15 protein-coding genes are annotated in these 15,144 nt (G+C 67.4%); 6 read left to right on the forward strand and 9 right to left on the reverse strand.

The window, feature by feature from the left end:
• Position 1: 1 nt before the first annotated feature.
• The 3 genes from LPB142_RS08150 to LPB142_RS08155 form a co-directional block, all read right to left on the reverse strand.
• The gene (locus tag LPB142_RS08150; RefSeq protein WP_071166071.1) at positions 2 to 379 is read right to left on the reverse strand and encodes a TfoX/Sxy family DNA transformation protein; all 378 of its coding nucleotides are present in this window, start codon (positions 377 to 379) and stop codon (positions 2 to 4) included.
• A gap of 64 nt (positions 380 to 443) precedes the next feature.
• The gene (locus LPB142_RS19790) at positions 444 to 575 is read right to left on the reverse strand and encodes a hypothetical protein (protein ID WP_269635488.1); all 132 of its coding nucleotides are present in this window, start codon (positions 573 to 575) and stop codon (positions 444 to 446) included.
• Positions 576 to 902: 327 nt separating this feature from the next.
• Complete coding sequence (locus LPB142_RS08155; protein WP_068765282.1) at positions 903 to 1,409, reverse strand: RrF2 family transcriptional regulator; 507 nt, start codon at positions 1,407 to 1,409, stop codon at positions 903 to 905.
• A 156-nt stretch (positions 1,410 to 1,565) separates the two neighbouring features.
• Between LPB142_RS08155 and LPB142_RS08160 the strand changes: the two genes are divergently transcribed.
• On the forward strand, positions 1,566 to 2,570 hold the full coding sequence (locus LPB142_RS08160) for an SLAC1 anion channel family protein (protein WP_071167180.1): 1,005 nt from the start codon (positions 1,566 to 1,568) through the stop codon (positions 2,568 to 2,570).
• A 49-nt stretch (positions 2,571 to 2,619) separates the two neighbouring features.
• On the opposite strand, the gene LPB142_RS08165 is transcribed toward LPB142_RS08160, so the two are convergent.
• The gene (locus LPB142_RS08165) at positions 2,620 to 3,681 is read right to left on the reverse strand and encodes a cytochrome-c peroxidase (RefSeq protein ID WP_071166072.1); all 1,062 of its coding nucleotides are present in this window, start codon (positions 3,679 to 3,681) and stop codon (positions 2,620 to 2,622) included.
• Between the two features lie 262 nt (positions 3,682 to 3,943).
• On the opposite strand from LPB142_RS08165, the gene speB reads away from it, so the two are divergent.
• Together speB and LPB142_RS08175 are read left to right on the forward strand one after the other, a co-directional pair.
• The gene (gene speB, locus LPB142_RS08170; protein WP_068765230.1) at positions 3,944 to 4,906 is read left to right on the forward strand and encodes an agmatinase; all 963 of its coding nucleotides are present in this window, start codon (positions 3,944 to 3,946) and stop codon (positions 4,904 to 4,906) included.
• On the forward strand, positions 4,903 to 5,325 hold the full coding sequence (locus LPB142_RS08175) for a DUF1499 domain-containing protein (RefSeq protein WP_068765231.1): 423 nt from the start codon (positions 4,903 to 4,905) through the stop codon (positions 5,323 to 5,325). The genes speB and LPB142_RS08175 overlap by 4 nt, the downstream gene beginning before the upstream one ends.
• Here the strand turns inward: LPB142_RS08175 and LPB142_RS08180 are convergent, their stop codons facing one another.
• Entirely contained in the window at positions 5,326 to 6,567 is a 1,242-nt protein-coding gene (locus LPB142_RS08180) for an Hsp70 family protein (RefSeq protein WP_071166073.1), read from the reverse strand.
• Positions 6,568 to 6,839: 272 nt separating this feature from the next.
• Here LPB142_RS08180 and LPB142_RS08185 point away from each other — a divergent pair, with 272 nt between their 5' ends.
• Positions 6,840 to 7,880, forward strand: a complete 1,041-nt coding sequence (locus LPB142_RS08185; RefSeq protein ID WP_071167181.1) for a DUF475 domain-containing protein — start codon at positions 6,840 to 6,842, stop codon at positions 7,878 to 7,880.
• Between the two features lie 172 nt (positions 7,881 to 8,052).
• Positions 8,053 to 9,666, forward strand: coding sequence for an FMN-binding glutamate synthase family protein (locus LPB142_RS08190; protein WP_071166074.1), 1,614 nt, complete (start codon positions 8,053 to 8,055; stop codon positions 9,664 to 9,666).
• Between the two features lie 25 nt (positions 9,667 to 9,691).
• Here the strand turns inward: LPB142_RS08190 and LPB142_RS08195 are convergent, their stop codons facing one another.
• The gene (locus LPB142_RS08195) at positions 9,692 to 10,210 is read right to left on the reverse strand and encodes a hypothetical protein (RefSeq protein WP_068765234.1); all 519 of its coding nucleotides are present in this window, start codon (positions 10,208 to 10,210) and stop codon (positions 9,692 to 9,694) included.
• Positions 10,211 to 10,544: 334 nt separating this feature from the next.
• On the opposite strand from LPB142_RS08195, the gene LPB142_RS08200 reads away from it, so the two are divergent.
• Entirely contained in the window at positions 10,545 to 10,796 is a 252-nt protein-coding gene (locus LPB142_RS08200; protein WP_068765235.1) for a hypothetical protein, read from the forward strand.
• Positions 10,797 to 10,938: 142 nt separating this feature from the next.
• On the opposite strand, the gene LPB142_RS08205 is transcribed toward LPB142_RS08200, so the two are convergent.
• The 3 genes from LPB142_RS08205 to LPB142_RS08215 are packed head-to-tail and all read right to left on the reverse strand — an operon-like array spanning position 10,939 to position 15,083.
• On the reverse strand, positions 10,939 to 12,285 hold the full coding sequence (locus LPB142_RS08205) for a polysaccharide biosynthesis/export family protein (RefSeq protein WP_198037878.1): 1,347 nt from the start codon (positions 12,283 to 12,285) through the stop codon (positions 10,939 to 10,941).
• Between the two features lie 24 nt (positions 12,286 to 12,309).
• A complete protein-coding gene (locus tag LPB142_RS08210; protein ID WP_071166076.1) occupies positions 12,310 to 12,978 on the reverse strand; it encodes a YjbF family lipoprotein in 669 nt (222 codons plus the stop codon).
• 2 nt (positions 12,979 to 12,980) lie between these two features.
• Complete coding sequence (locus LPB142_RS08215; protein WP_083392624.1) at positions 12,981 to 15,083, reverse strand: YjbH domain-containing protein; 2,103 nt, start codon at positions 15,081 to 15,083, stop codon at positions 12,981 to 12,983.
• Between the last annotated feature and the right edge of the window lie 61 nt (positions 15,084 to 15,144).

Here is a 15,144-nt window from a genome sequence, read left to right on the forward strand (position 1 = left end):
CTTAGGGCTGCGCGCGTCGCAGCCCGATGCCAATCTCGTCAAACGCCGCCTCCCGCAAGAGGCGGCGTTTTTCATGGTCGGGGTCTGCCGCCGCCGCGGGGCGCCCCGCGCGCCGCGCGCCCGCTTTCAACGCCTCGAACCGCGTCCGCAGCGCGTCTTTCTCAGCGCCACGGCAATCGTTCCAGGGCCGGCCCTGCAGCGCCATCACCAAAGCATAATAGCCGATGAAATGAGGCGGGTTGCCCGCCGCGAGCCAGGCGCCATAGGCCGCATCCGCGCCCATCGCACGCAAAGCCTCCGCGTCGGAAATCCCGGCGCGGAGAAAGCCTTCGGCAGTGGCCGGGCCAATCCCGGCGATGTCGGTCAGGGGGGTAGGCATTGCGGGGACTTTCGTAGGGCAGGGGCGCTCAGTGTCGCCCGGCCTGCGCGCGCCCGCAAGAGCGTCAGATCGAGGCCCAGTCCGAGAAATGCACGCCCTGCTGGGCGGGCTTCGCGGTGTCGCTCTGGCTTTGCTGTTTCACCGGGGCGGCGGGTTGTTGCGCGGGCTGGCTGCCCATTTGCTGTTGGTTCTGCATCTCGATGCCTCAAAAATCAGCGGCGAGGCCTCTCTATGAGGCGCTTTGAAAACAACCGCTTCGGCGCCTGACCTAGGACCAAGCTGACGATGGGTCAATATGATCTCGAGGATTTTCGCGACATTGTGCCACATCTCGCGCGGTTGTGACTGCGCCGCATCAGGGCGGGGGTGCGCAGGGCGCAGGGGGCGCTGCCCCCTCTGCCTTCGGCATTCACCCCCGGGATATTTGGGGCAAGATGAAAAGAACCCCAGATTCGCGGCCTGTCTTTCATCTTGCTGAAAATATCCTCGGGGGTCCGGGGGCAGACAGCCCCCGGCGGTTGCCTCAGAGCGCTGCCGCAGCTTCGGGGGCACAGCCGCCGCGCGCGCGCGTCCCACACAGCGGCACCGGCGCGGCCGAAGGCAGGCGCAGGATATGTTCGAGCGCGCCATTGTCCTCGACGAGATCGGCGAGCGTGCGGCGGTCCATCGAGGCATAGAAGGCCTCGAGCGCCTCAAGCAGCGCGGTGCGGAACATGCAGGCCTCGTGCAGGGGGCAGGTGTTCGTTTCGAGATCGAAACATTCCGCGAAGGGCAGCGTGGCCTCGAAGGTGCGCAAGACCTCGCCGACGCCGATCTCGGCCATCGGGCGGGCGAGCCGCAGACCGCCGGCGCGGCCGCGCTGGGTCTCGATGAAGCCGCGCTGCGCGAGCGTGTTGACCACCTGTGCGAGGTGGTTTTCGGAGGCATTGCAGGCTTCGGCGATCTCGTGCTTGCGCACGATCCGCTCGGGGTTCACGGCGCAAAACATCAGCGTGCGCATCGCCAGATTGGTGCGTGTGGTCAGTCGCATGGGGCCATCCTCGGTTCGCCCCTGCATAGCCGATCCCCGGGTGAGACGATTTGACTTAGATCAGGTATCGCAGATGCACAATTTTCTGCGCGCTTTTCCGCTCGCTTGCGGCTAGATACATTCCAGATGTCGCATATGACCCGCAAGGATCCGATCATGACCCAGACGACCCTGACCCCGCTCAGACCCGCCGGCGCCCCGGCCGGGCGGCTCGCGCATTTCCCGATCACCTTTTTCGCCACCACCATGGGCCTTGGCGGGCTGACGCTGGCGCTGCGGGCCGGGGCAGGGCCGCTGGGCCTCGGGGTGGGGCCGTCGGCGGCGGCGTTCATGGTCACGGCGGTGGTTTTCGGGCTGATCGTGGCGGGCTACGGGCTCAAGGTGATGGTGCATTGGCCGATGGTGGCGGCGGAATGGGCCCATCCGGTGCGGCTGGCGTTCTTCCCGACGGTTTCGGTCTCGCTGCTGCTGCTCGCCACCGCCGCGCTTGGCCTCGCGCCCGCGGCCGCGCCCGTGCTCTGGGCGATCGGCACCGCGCTGCAAGGCGTGCTCACCCTCGCGATCGTCTCGAACTGGATCGGCACCCGCGCCTTCGAGCATGGCCACCTCAACCCGGCCTGGTTCATCCCCGCGGTCGGCAATGTCATCGTGCCGGTCGCCGGTGCGCAGCTTGGCCACCCGGAGATCGCCTGGCTCTTCTTCTCGGCGGGGCTGATGTTCTGGGTGATCTTGCTCACGCTGGTCTTCAACCGGCTGGTGTTTCATGACCCGCTGCCGGGGCGGTTGCAGCCGACGCTGGTGATCATGGTGGCGCCGCCCGCGGTGGCCTTCATCGCCTGGATCCGGCTCACCCACACCGCCGGCGCGCCGGTCGATGCGTTTGGCCATGTGCTCCTGTCGCTCGGCTATGTCTTTGCCGCCCTTGTCGCGGTGCAGATCCCGCGGATCTTGCGGCTGCCCTTTGCGATGTCGTTCTGGGCGCTGAGCTTCCCGGTCGCGGCGCTGACCATCGCCACATTCCTCTATGCCGAGCTCTCGGGCTCCGCCTTCCATGCCCGGCTCGGCACCGCGTTTCTGGTGATGCTGAGCGTGCTGATCGCGGGGCTCGTCGGGCGCACCCTGATCGGCGTCGCGCGCGGCGAGATCTGCCAGCCCGAATGAACGAAAACGCGGGCCCTGGGGGCCCGCGTTTGTCTTTCCTCTCAACCGCTTACATCGGCTCAGGCTTGGGCGTATCGGCCCCCCGCACCGGCAGGATCGGATGCACCACCTCCGGCTGCTCGCCCGTCAGCGTGCCGAGGAAGGCCACGATATCGTCGATCTGCCCGGGCTCGAGCGCCGCGCCGAGCTGCGAATTGGCCATCACCGCCACCGCCTCGCGCAGATCCCAGACCTTGCCGGAATGGAAATAGGGCGCGGTCAGCGCGATATTGCGCAAAGGCGCCGCGCGGAACACATATTCCTCGCCCGCCGTCTCGGTGACCTTGAACCGCCCGGTATCGCCCTCGGGCAGGATCTCGGCGCCGGGGGTCTCGACCACGCCGAACGGATAATAGCCGTTGCCGCCGAAGTTGATGCCGTTGTGGCAGGCCGCGCAGCCGGTCTCGACAAAGAGCTTCAGCCCGGCCTTCTCCTGATCCGACATCGCCCCGTCATTGCCGAGCAGGAACTGGTCGAACTTCGAATTGGGCGTCACCAGAGTGGCCTCGAAAGCCTCCACCGCAAGCGCGAAATTGTCGAAGGAAATCGGGTCGTTGACCCCCGGGAAAGCGGCCGCGAACGCGTCCACATAGCCCGGCATCGAACTCAGCGTCGCCACCACATTCTCGGGCGTGTTGTTCATCTCGACGCCGGCCTGCACCGGCCCCTTGGCCTGCGCGGCAAGGTCAGGCGCGCGCCCGTCCCAGAATTGCGCGATATTATAGACCGCGTTGAGCATCGTCGGCGCGTTGCGCGGCCCCTTCTGCCAGCCATGCCCGATCGAGGTTTCGAGCCCGTCGACCCCGCCGATGCCGACATTGTGGCACGACTGGCACGAGAACAGCCCCGAGCGCGACATCCGCGGATCGAAGAACAGCATCTTGCCAAGCTCGACCCGCTCGCGGCTCATCACATTGGCGTCGCCAAGCTGGGGCGCCTGCATCGGGATGATCTCGAAATTCTCCTTCGCCAGCGCGCGCAGCTCCGCGTCATCGGCGAGCGCCGCGCCCGCGAGGGTGAGCGGCACCAGCGCCGTGCCGACCGCCACTGCCATCCGTCTTGACCGTTTCATGAGGTTTTCCTCCGTAGCTCCGAAAGGTAGAACCCTTCTAAACTCACGGATGCGTGAGCGGATTTGATCCAGATCAGAATTAGAAGAATTCCAACTGCGGCAGCCTGACGCAGCCCGTGCGGGGCAGGGCGCCCCCCTTCAACGATGTCCAAATATCCCCGCCGGAGGCGCACGCCCCCCGCGCGCGCCCCGCCCCGCTCTTGACCGCCCCCGCCGCGCCCCCCTATCAGAGGGCGTGGCCCGAAGCGGCGAGGAGGACCGAATGGCGCTGGAAGACGCGAAAAACGAGATCGACATGGCCTTCACCCGCAAGGATCTGCGCGGTCTGGCCTATGAGAACGCGTTTGCGGGCGCGGTGAGCTTCCTGCGCCGGCGCTACACCAAAGACCTCGCGGGCGTCGATCTCGCGATCACCGGCGTGCCCTTCGATCAGGCCGTGACCCACCGCCCCGGCACCCGCTTCGGCCCGCGCGCGATCCGCGAAGCCTCGACTCTGCAAGCTTTTGATGCGCCCTATGGCTGGGGCTTCGACCCGCTCTCCGAGATGAGCGTCGTCGATTACGGCGATCTCGCCTTCGATTACGCTCATACCCCCTCCTTCCCGGGCCGGGTCGAGGCCCATATCGCGGCCATCCTCGCCGCGGGCGCGGGCTCGATCACGCTCGGCGGCGATCATTTCATCACCCTGCCGATCCTGCGCGCCTATGCCGAGAAATTCGGCCCCCTGGCGCTCATCCAGTTCGACGCCCATTCCGATACCTGGGCCGATGACGACATGGATCGGATCGACCACGGCACCTTCCTCTACAAGGCGCTGAAAACCGGGGTCGTGGCGCCCGAGACCACCGTCTCGGTCGGCATCCGCACCGACAACCCCGACACCTGCGGCGTGACGATCCTCGACGCGCCCTTCGTCCATCAGGCGGGCGTGGCCGAGACGGTCGCGCGGATCAAGGCGGTCGTCGGCGACCGGCCCTGCTACATCACCTTCGACATCGACTGCCTCGACCCCGCTTTCGCGCCGGGCACCGGCACGCCGGTCTGGGGGGGCCTGGCGTCATGGCAGGCGGCGGCGATCTTGCGCGGCCTTGCCGGCATCAACCTCGTCGGCGGCGATGTCGTCGAGGTCTCGCCGCCCTATGACACGACCGGCGCCACCGCCATCGCGGGCGCCCATGTCGCGATGGAGCTGATCGCGCTCTATGGCTGGACGCGGCGCAAATGATCCTGCGGATCGCGCTGGCGCTTCTCGTTCTCGCGGTGGTGGGCTTTGCCGCCTGGGTGCGGCTCGCGCCCTTGCCGGTGGACCGCTTTCACCGCATGGCCGCCGCGCAGGCCGAGGGCGATTGGCCCGAGCCCGGCGGCTTCGAGGCGGTCCGTCAGGTGCCCGCCCCGCAAGCCACGCTCGCCGAGCTCACCCGCCTCGCCGAGGCCACGCCGCGCACCACGCGCCTCGAAGGCGCGCCCGAAGAGGGGCTCGTGACCTTCGTCACCCGCTCGCGGATCTGGGGTTTCCCTGATATTTCAAATATCTGGATCGAGGGCGACCGGATCCATATCCGCGCCCATCTGGTCTTCGGCCGCTCTGATTTCGGCGTCAACCGCGCCCGGGTCGAAGGCTGGCTCGCCCGCGCGGGCCTGTGATCATTCCTCGCTCGCGAGCGCGAGTCCGTCGACGACCGCGGTGAAGGCGTCGGCGTCGCGGATCTCGGCGCCGGGGCAGGCGGCGCGCACCGCCGCGCGCACAAAGCCCATCAGGCTCGAGCCGCCAACCAGAATTACCGCCTCGACCGCCCCCGGCGCCACCCCGCCAAGCGCCAGCGTCTCCGCGATCGCCGCCTCGATCCGCGCGGCAAAGGGCGCCAGCGCCGCGCCCATCGAGCCCGCGTCGATCGGCGCCGCCAGCCCCGGCTCGACCGCCCCCATCGCGATCCGCGCCCCCGCCTCGCCGCGATTGGCCGCGATCTTGCCGCGCTCGGCGGCAAAGGCGAGCTCATGGCCGAGCTCCTCCTCGAGCACCCGCCCGAGCCGCGCAAGCGGCCCCGGCGCGACCGCCAGCCGGCGCCACCGCGCCACCTCGCGCCGCGTCTCGGGCGTGTAAAGGAACGGGATCTTCGGCCAGCTCGCGAGATCGACAAAAAGCGCATTCGGCATCGGCAGGAGCCCCGCCCCCATCTCGCGGCGCAACTCGCCCCCCTGACCGAGGAGCGGCATCACATGGGCAAGCGAGACCGCCTGGTCGAAATCGGTGCCGCCAAGGCGGATCCCGTGGCTGGCCAAAATCTCGGCGCGCCCGCCGCGCGCGCGAAACAGCGTGAAATCCGAGGTGCCGCCGCCGATATCGACGACAAGCCCCAGCGCGCCGTCCGCCGCGAGCCCGCGCGCGGCCCGCGCCGCCGCCTCCGGCTCGGGCAGAAAGGCGACCTCCTCGAACCCCGCCGCGCGGTAACACGCCGCGAGATCGGCCTCGGCCTGGGCATCGCGCGCGGGGTCGCCGTCATGAAAATGCACCGGCCGGCCGGAGAGCGCGCGGGTGAGCGGCATCCGCGCCATCGCCTCGGCGCGGGTGCGCAGCTCGGCCAGATACGCGGTGATCACCTCCGCAATCGTGCGCCGCTTGCCGCCGAGCAGGCGCGGCTCATGCAGGAGGCTGGTGCCGAGCGCGCTTTTCAACGCCCGCATGTAGCGCCCCTCGGCGCCCGACAGAAGCGCCTCGCCCGCCGCCGTTCCGATCTGCATCGCCCCGCCCCCGGCGGGGAAAAACACCGCCGTGGGCAGCGTCTCGGCCCCCGCCTCGAGCGGCAGCCGGAGCGCCCGCCCCCCCGCCGCGATCGCGACCGCCGAGTTCGAGGTGCCAAAATCGATCGCGAGACGAGGGGCGGGCATGGAGACCTCCGAAAGGGCGGAAAACGCGCGAGCTAGCGGCTTTCGCGCGCGCCTGCAAGGGGGCGCGGCCTGTGGCAAGCGGGGCTTGCGTATTTGGTCCAAGAAGAAGCGAAAGCCGTTTCTTCTTGGCAAAAATACGCAAAAACTGGCGCGATCCACGCGCGCGGCGTGGCTCTTGTGCCCGGGGCGCAGGAAATTTGCGTCCCCCCCCGATGCCGCCCCTTGCGGCGCCCCTGGCCCCCGCCTATCTCGAGGCGAACTTCGGGGACATCATGCGCATCGCACTTCATTATTTCCGCTGGGCCTTCCTGTTCACGCTGGTTGGCCTCGTGCTCTCCTTCGGCCTTGGATGGGTCTACGGCCCCGGGCTCGGCGGCGCGCTCTCCTTCCTGATGATCGCCGCGGTGCTCGCCGTGCTCGAGATCTCGCTCAGCTTCGATAACGCCATCGTCAACGCCAACAAGCTCGAGCAGATGACCCCCGAATGGCAGCACCGCTTCCTCACCTGGGGGATCGTGATCGCGGTCTTCGGGATGCGGGTGCTGTTTCCGCTCGCCATCGTGGTGCTCGCGGCCGGGATCGGGCCCTGGCAGGCGCTGGTGCTCGCCGCCACCCAACCGGCCGAATATGCGCGCATCATCGGCGAGGCCCATATCGCGATCGCGGGCTTTGGCGGGGCATTCCTGATGATGGTGGCGCTCAATTATTTCATCGACGAGGGCAAGGAGGTCGACTGGATTGCCGCGCTCGAGCGGCGCCTGCGCGCCTGCGCCTCGATCCGCGGCCTCGAGATCGGGGTGGTGCTGGCGCTGGTGATGATCTTCGCCGTGGCGCTGCCGCAGCAGGAGGCGGGGCGCTTCATCTTCGCTGCCTGCGCCGGGCTCGTGACCTTTCTCGGTGTCGAGATCCTCGGCCAAGTCCTTGATCGCGCGAGCCTTTCGGGGGATGCCGCAAAGGGCGGCCTCGGCGCCTTCCTCTATCTCGAGGTGCTCGACGCCTCGTTCAGCTTCGATGGCGTGATCGGCGCCTTCGCGCTCACCCAGAACCTCTTTCTGATCGCGATCGGCCTCGGGATCGGCGCGTTCTACGTCCGCTCGATGACGATCATGTTGGTCGAACGCCAGACGCTTTCGGAGTTCCGCTATCTCGAGCACGGCGCTTTCTGGTCGATCCTGGTGCTCTCCGGGGTGATGTTTGCCCAGACGCTGTGGCATATTCCCGAGTTCGTCACCGGCCTTGTCGGCGCGGCGTTGATCGGGCTCTCGCTGATGTCCTCGCTGCGCTTCAACCGCCTCGCCTGCGCGGCAAAATAAGCCGCGACTGGCCGATCTGACAGCCAAGGGCATGATGTCAGACCAGATTTGCATGACCCTTGGCCGATCTGCTGGCTCGACTTTGCCGGATTCCCGGGACATTTTTACCAAAACTTGAGAAAATTCCCGCACTCTGGCCCCGCCGGATGTGTCCGTCAGAGAGGCTCTCAGAATGGTTGCCCGCTATACCCGCTTCCTGCCGCTCGTGCTTTGCGCGCTGCTCACCCTCGTTTCGCTCGGCGCGCTCGCGCTCTCGCCGGCCTTCTGGATCGGGGTCGCGCTCTTTGGCTTCCTGACCGGCGTCGGGCTGCGCGATCTGACCCAGACCCGCCACGCGGTGCTGCGCAACTACCCGGTTTTGGGCCATATGCGCTATATTTTCGAGGAAATGCGCCCCGAGATCCGGCAATATCTGATCGAAAGCGATCAGGATGAGGAGCCGTTTTCCCGCGATGAACGCTCGATCGTCTATCAGCGCGCCAAGAATGTCGAGGATGCGCGGCCCTTCGGCACAAGGATGCGGGTCTATGATTCGGGCTATCAATGGCTGACCCATTCGGTGCGGCCCCGCCATATCGTCGACCATGATTTCCGCCTGACGATCGGCGGGCCCGATTGCGCGCAGCCCTATCAGGCCTCGATCTACAATATCTCGGCGATGAGCTTCGGCGCGCTCTCCTCGAATGCGATCGAGGCGCTCAACCGTGGCGCGGCGATGGGCGGTTTTGCCCATGACACCGGCGAGGGCGGGATCTCGCGCTATCACCGCGCGGGCGGCGGCGATCTGATCTATGAGATCGGCTCGGGCTATTTCGGCTGTCGCACTGACGATGGCTCCTTCAGCCCGGAGCGTTTTGCCGAACAGGCCGCCAACCCGCAGGTCAAGATGATCGAGATCAAGCTCAGCCAGGGCGCCAAACCCGGCCATGGCGGGATGCTGCCGGCGGCCAAGATCACCCCCGAGATCGCCGAGGCGCGCGGCGTGCCGATGGGGGTGGATTGCGTCTCGCCCGCCTCGCATTCGGCGTTTTCGACGCCGTTGGAGATGATGGCCTTCATCAAGGAGCTGCGCGAGCTGTCCGGCGGCAAGCCGGTGGGCTTCAAGCTCTGCATCGGGCATCGGCGCGAATTCATGTGTATTGTCAAGGCGATGCTGGAAACCGGCGTGACCCCGGATTTCATCGTGGTCGATGGCAAGGAGGGCGGCACCGGCGCCGCGCCGCTCGAATTCGCCAACCATATGGGGATGCCGCTCGTCGAGGGGCTGACCTTCGCGCATAACGTGCTGCGCGGCGCGGGGATCCGCGACCGGATCAAGATCGGCGCCTCGGGCAAGCTGGTGACCGCCTTCGATATCGCCAAAGTGCTGGCGATCGGGGCGGATTGGGCCAATTCCGCGCGCGGCTTCATGTTCGCGATCGGCTGCATCCAGGCGCAGGCCTGCCACACCAATCGCTGCCCCGTCGGCGTCGCGACCCAGGATCCGAGCCGCGCCCGCGCCATCGTCGTGCCCGACAAGGCGCAGCGGGTGGCGAATTTCCACCGCAACACGATGAAGGCGCTCGCGGAAATGACCGGCGCGGCGGGCCTCGATCATCCCGGGAAATTCCTGCCCCACCACCTGCTCCTGCGCGAGAAGGATCGCGAGATGGTCGTGGGCGACGAGATCTATCCCTATATGCCGATTGGCTTTTTGCTGCGCGAGGATGATGATCGCTTTGGCTATCTCAAACGCTGGCGGCGCGCGCGGCCGGAGGCTTTCGAGCCGGTCGATGACGGGGTCTGAGCGCCCCCGCCACGCGGGCGGGCGCTCAGGAGCTCGCCGCACATTCCGGCACGCCGAGCCGGATCAGCTCCGCGCCGGAGATCTTGACGAGGCTGCGCGAATAGCGCCCCTCACGCATATACCAGCTCGCCAGCGCCGGCGGGTAGTGCATCGCGATCACCTGCGACCAGAATTCGAACTGCTCGGGCGAGAGCGAGACGCCGTAATAGCTCGGCCGATGGAAGCCGAATTCGGTCTGGCGGCTGATGCAGGTGCCGGGCAGTTGCAGATACATCGTGCAGGCCGAGTAGCAGACCTGACCGCGGATCTCGACGCGCGCGCCCTCGTTGCGCATCGCGGTGATCTTGTTGGCGCGCGCGCCGACATCGCCGCCGAGGTCGTTCTTGATCACGAAGAGCCGCGGCGCGGCGCCGAAGTTTTGCGCCGAGGCCGGTTGCGGCGCCGGCAGAGCCACAATCGCGGCGGCGGCGAACAGGATCTGGAGGCCGCGCAAGGCATGCGCGACCGGCGCCGCGCGCCGCGCGGCCAAGATTTTGCCAAACATGGAAATCCACCCCTTGGATCACGGCCGCGTTCTCGCGGCTTGACGGACCGTTCCCCAACGCCGTCGAGAAGGAGTAGAGCACCGAGGCTTTAAGGAGTGCTTACCTCGCAGACCCGATGCGCCGGATAGTCCGGCAAATTGTTTCGAACTTCGCTCATAATCTGATCGCGCGGCCCTGCAGCGCCCAAATGCGCGTCATCGGCCCGGGGCTCCCGCAAAGGCGGGCCACCATGCGGAGAATTTGTCGCATCGCTCTATGAAAATCCCTTTTTTCATGGGGGAAATGATGGTATCCAAGTCGGGTATCTCGCAATCGCAGCAAGAGGCTTTCACCATGAAACTTACCAAGGCTATCGCCGCCGCTGGTCTCGCTCTTGTCGCGAGCAGCTCCCTGGCTCTGGCACAATCGGCCGAACCGACCCCGCCCGCGCCGCCCGCGCCGAACCCGACGCTGGGCGCCGCCCTGCCGACCGGCGTGGCGAGCAACTTCGTGATCTTCGGGCCGATCCTCGGCCTCGCGGGCGTTGTCGCGGGGGTTGCCGCCGGCGGCGGTGGCTCCACGGGCACCACGCCCTCGACCAACTGATCGCGCGATCAGACAGATCTCATCGGGCGGCGCTCTGCGCCGCCCTTTGCTTTTGTGGGGGCGCTGTTTCGGCGCAGGGCGCGGGCGGAGATGAAAAAGCCCGCCAGGGGCGGGCTTTTCGATGGGGCTGTGCGGCGGCGTCTCAGTTGGTCGCGGCGTTGACCGAGCTGATCAGCAGGCTCGGGGTGATCGCATTGACGACATTCGACCAATGGGTCACCGGCTGCGCAGCGACATAGACCACATCATTGGGGTGCAGCTCGAAGCGCGTCGCGAGCAGCATCGCCGCAGCATTGCGCGCATCGAGATGCCAGGCGGTGATCGACTGATATTCGAGCGGGTCGCTGCTGCCGCGCAGCACATAGATATGTTTCGGGTTCGCGGTCTTGGCCGGCAGCCCGCCCGCGCCATCATAGAGCGCATCGGCGAGGCTGGCCTTTTCATTGAAGGGCAGGGCGAAGCGGCTTTGCTTGCCGACCTCGCCGGTCAGATAGGCGTAGTCGCGTTTCTCGGCGCCGAGTTCGAGGCGCGCGTTGAAGGTGTCGCGCTCTTCCGAGAGCCCGGCGCGGCGCAGCGCGATCTCGTTTTGCAGCGCGGCGAGTTCGGTCTGGCGGTAGCTGCCGAGCTTGAGTTGCTGTTCGAAATAGCCCTCGGCCTTGGCCAGGTCATATTCGGCATCGACGAAGATGATGTCGCCGGCGGCGAGCAGGATCCGCCCGCCCTTGCGCGCATAGACATCCTTGAGCGGCACCTGGTAGAGCTTGCCCTCGCGGTAGAGCCGCACGAGCGTGTAATCGAGCTCGCCCGAGGTGGTGCCGCCCGCGTCGCTGATCGCCTGATCGAGGTAGAGCGGCGAGAGGGTGATCTGTTCGACCGTCGGTTTCACCACCGCGCCGCCGATCGTGACCTTCTTCGAGTTGAACTCGGAGATCTCGAGCGAGAAGGTGGGGTCGACCTGTTTGTCGAGGAAGCGCTGGAAGAGCGTCGCCTCGGCATCCTCGATGGTCTGGCCGGCGATTTCGACGCGCCCGACATTGGCGATCGAGATCGTGCCATCGTCTTGCACGGTATAGCCCTGACGCGAGTTTTCCGCCGCGAGCACGCCGGCGAGCTGTTCGACCGTATTGCCCGATTTCGGCGTGGCGAGCAGCACCACATCGCCGACGCCGATGCGGTAGGGTTCGGGTTGCCGCGGCGGCGGCAGCAGCGTTTCGACCGAGGCCGGGCGCGACTGGCGCTCATAGACGGCGGCGGGCGGCGCGGAGGTCAGCCCCCCCGTGGTGCCCGCGGTTTGCGAGAAGGCGGCGGGCAGGCTGCGCGGCGTATAGGGGTCGTGATTGGCCGTCAGCACCGATTCGGGCGTGATCGGCAGCACCCGCACCTTGCCTTGGTCGGTCACCCCGGGGCTGACCCCGGTGCCGTGGTAAATCACACCGCAGCCCGCGAGGGTAGTTGCCAGCAGACCAGCCAGGATCAAACGCGCCTTCATGTTCTCACTCTCTCTTCTGCCCGTTCAGCGCAGGGCCTTGCGCATCGAAATCTTGCCGTTGGACGGCCCGGCCCATTGGCCAGACTGGATGATCTCGCGGCTGCGCGGCTCAAGCCAGTAATAATTGACGAAATCCATCCCATTGCCGCGGCAGTCTTCGACGACGGTGCGGGTTTGCACCTGAATCGGGCCGAGATCGACGAGATCGGCGCGGTTGGGCGCGATCTGGCAGCGGAAGGCGAGGCGGCGGGCCTGATCCTCGCCGTCGATCACGGTCATGATCCGCGTCGCGACGCCGGTGCCCAAGGCCCGGATCAGCGCGGCGCTTTCGCCCGCATCGGCGGCCAGGACATCGCCGGTGAGCCCGCGGGTGCCGACCAGCAGGCCGTCGCGGAACATCATCTGGCTGCCATCGAGGGTGATCCAGGTGCTCACCCCGTCTTGCGAGACGCTCTGGCGCAAGAAGGCGGCGGCGCGGTCCGGGGTCTTGTCGAGCGCGGCGATCATCACCGGCGCGCCGGCGCGGTCGGCGGCGGCGAAGGCCGGCACGGGGGCGGCCTCGGCGCGGCTGAAGCGGCGCGCGGCCTGTTCGATCGCGGGCGAGAGCAGGGTGATCTCGGTATTGGCGCAGCCCGTCAGGCCGATCAGGGCGGCCAGCAGCGGGGCGAGAATCACGGGCAGGGCGCGGGTCATGCTCATCTCCAGAACTTGCCCCAGCGATCCTCGAGCTCGGTCGTGCGGTCGGCGCGGACCTGCGCGTAGAGCCGGTTGGCGATCGCCAGACGTGCGCCGCCATCGCGTTGCACCGGGCGGATCGTCTGGCCGAGGCCGCCCTGCGCGGGTTGGCCGGTCAGCCAGTCGGTCGGGATCGAGAAGCGGATGCCCTTGTCGAAGGAGCCTTCACCGAAATCGTCGAAGGGGACATCGGTGAGGGTGAAGAACGCCCCGACCTTGAAGCCGTTGTCGAATTCGCGGTCGAGCGAGAAGGTCGCGCCCCAGTCGCGGGCGAGGTAGCGCCCGACATCGAGCTGGCCCAGATAGCCGCCGCCGAAATCGTAATAGGCCGACAGATGCCCGGTCGCGACGCGGTAATCTTGCAGCCCGAAGCGCTGGTCGAAATCGCGCTGCGCGACATAGTTGATCTCGCCGCCGAGCGCGAGGCGGCTGTTGACCGGCGCCCAGAGCAGCTCGGCCGAAACCCCGGCATACATCTGCTCGAGATAGCCCGCCGAGAGCCGGCCGAAGAGATCGGGCCCGGGCCGGAACAGGTAATCCGCGGTGAGCCGGTTGATCAGCAGCCCGTCGGCCTTGTCATAGAGCGCCTGGTCGGAGCGGACATGGGGCAGGATCGAATTCGACGGGCGGGTGCTTTCGGAGAGCGTGCCGACGAGGGGCACGCGCAGGGTGCTCGAGACCGAGACCCCCGGCGCGATCCGGCTGGTGGTCTCGAACTCGGCGCCAAGCTGATAGCGCAGCGGCGCATCCGGGTCGAAGATGCCAAGCGCGTAATAGGGGCCAAGCCGGCCCTCGAGGCGCGGATAGACGCCCGGATCGGGCGGCAGGCGGCTCGGCGCATCGGAGATCTGGGCGCGGGCGAAGCTCTTCCAGCTGCCGTCCTCGGCATGTTCGAGCGCCTCGAGATCGCTGCGGCGCAGGCTCACGCGGGTTTGCGGCACGCCGCCGCGCGCCAGCACGATCTCGAACCGGTCGATCTCGGGCGGCAGGCTGTTGGCCATGGCCCGCGCGGCGCGGCCGAGCGCCTGGGCCGAGGCCGGATAGCGGCGGTTGTCGAGCACGATCTCGGCCGCGGCGCCGGTCTGGCGATAGCTTTCGAGCGTCAGCCCCTGCCGGCGCAGCGCCTGATCGAGGCGCGCGCGGTTGGCGGTGCCATCGGCCTCGTCCCAGCCGAGCCCGGCCAGCTCGACGCGCGGGCGCAGCGGCTCGTAGCCCTTTTCCGCCCCGCCCGGGAAGCTCGGCGCGCGCGGGTCGATGACATAGGTGAGCTTGGCGCCGATCTGCGCGCCGCCGATGGTGAACAGCCCCATCCGCAGGTTGCGCGAGGCCTGATACTCCACCCCGAGGTTGATCGGCGTCTTGTGCTCGAAGCCCATGCGCCGCACTTCGGTGGCGTAATCATCGGAGGAATATTCCGCGATCAGCCGGGTGCGGTCATTGAGCTGATATTCGATGCCGCCAAAGAGCGCCGCATCGCCGCGGAAGAACTGCTTGAGGTTGACCCGGCCGGTCTGGGTGATGTTGGTGATCCCGCCGGGGCGGGTCTTGAAACGGTCCGAGATCGCGCCGAGCGGGTTGGAAAACCCGCCGTAGCTGGCCAGCCGCCCCCAGCCCATGCCGCCCGTCACCGTCCATTTCGGGCCGAAATGTTTCGAGGCGACGACATATTCCGAGCTGAACAGCCCGGTGCCGCCGAAATCGCGCAGGCCAAGGGCGAGGGCGGGCCAATATTGCCCCTCGTCGCGCAGCTGCACATGCAGATCGAAGCTGCGGTCGTAGCGGTTCGGGTTGCCCCTGTCGCCGAAGTTCTCGAGGATGCTGTAGCGAAACACGCCCGAGATCCGCGGGGTGATCTGGAACGCGGTCGAATTGCGGTAATGCTCGGGCAGGGCGCTGAGCGTGTCGATCAGCAGCCCGTCCTTGACCGGCGTGGCGCTCGGCATGTCGATCAGCCCGGGGGTGCCGTAGCTCGACAGCCCGTCGGCCCGGGCGGGCAGGCCAGCCCAGCCGAGCGCGGCACACAGCAAGAGCGGGATCGCGGTGGAGGTAAGGGCGTTCGTCATCTGGTCTCGGGCACGGCGGGATCTGTCGTTAGAACTGCGGGATCCGGGTCTGCTTGGCCAG

It is taken from the genome of Rhodobacter xanthinilyticus (genome assembly GCF_001856665.1).
Taxonomy (GTDB): Bacteria; Pseudomonadota; Alphaproteobacteria; order Rhodobacterales; family Rhodobacteraceae; genus Rhodobacter; species Rhodobacter xanthinilyticus.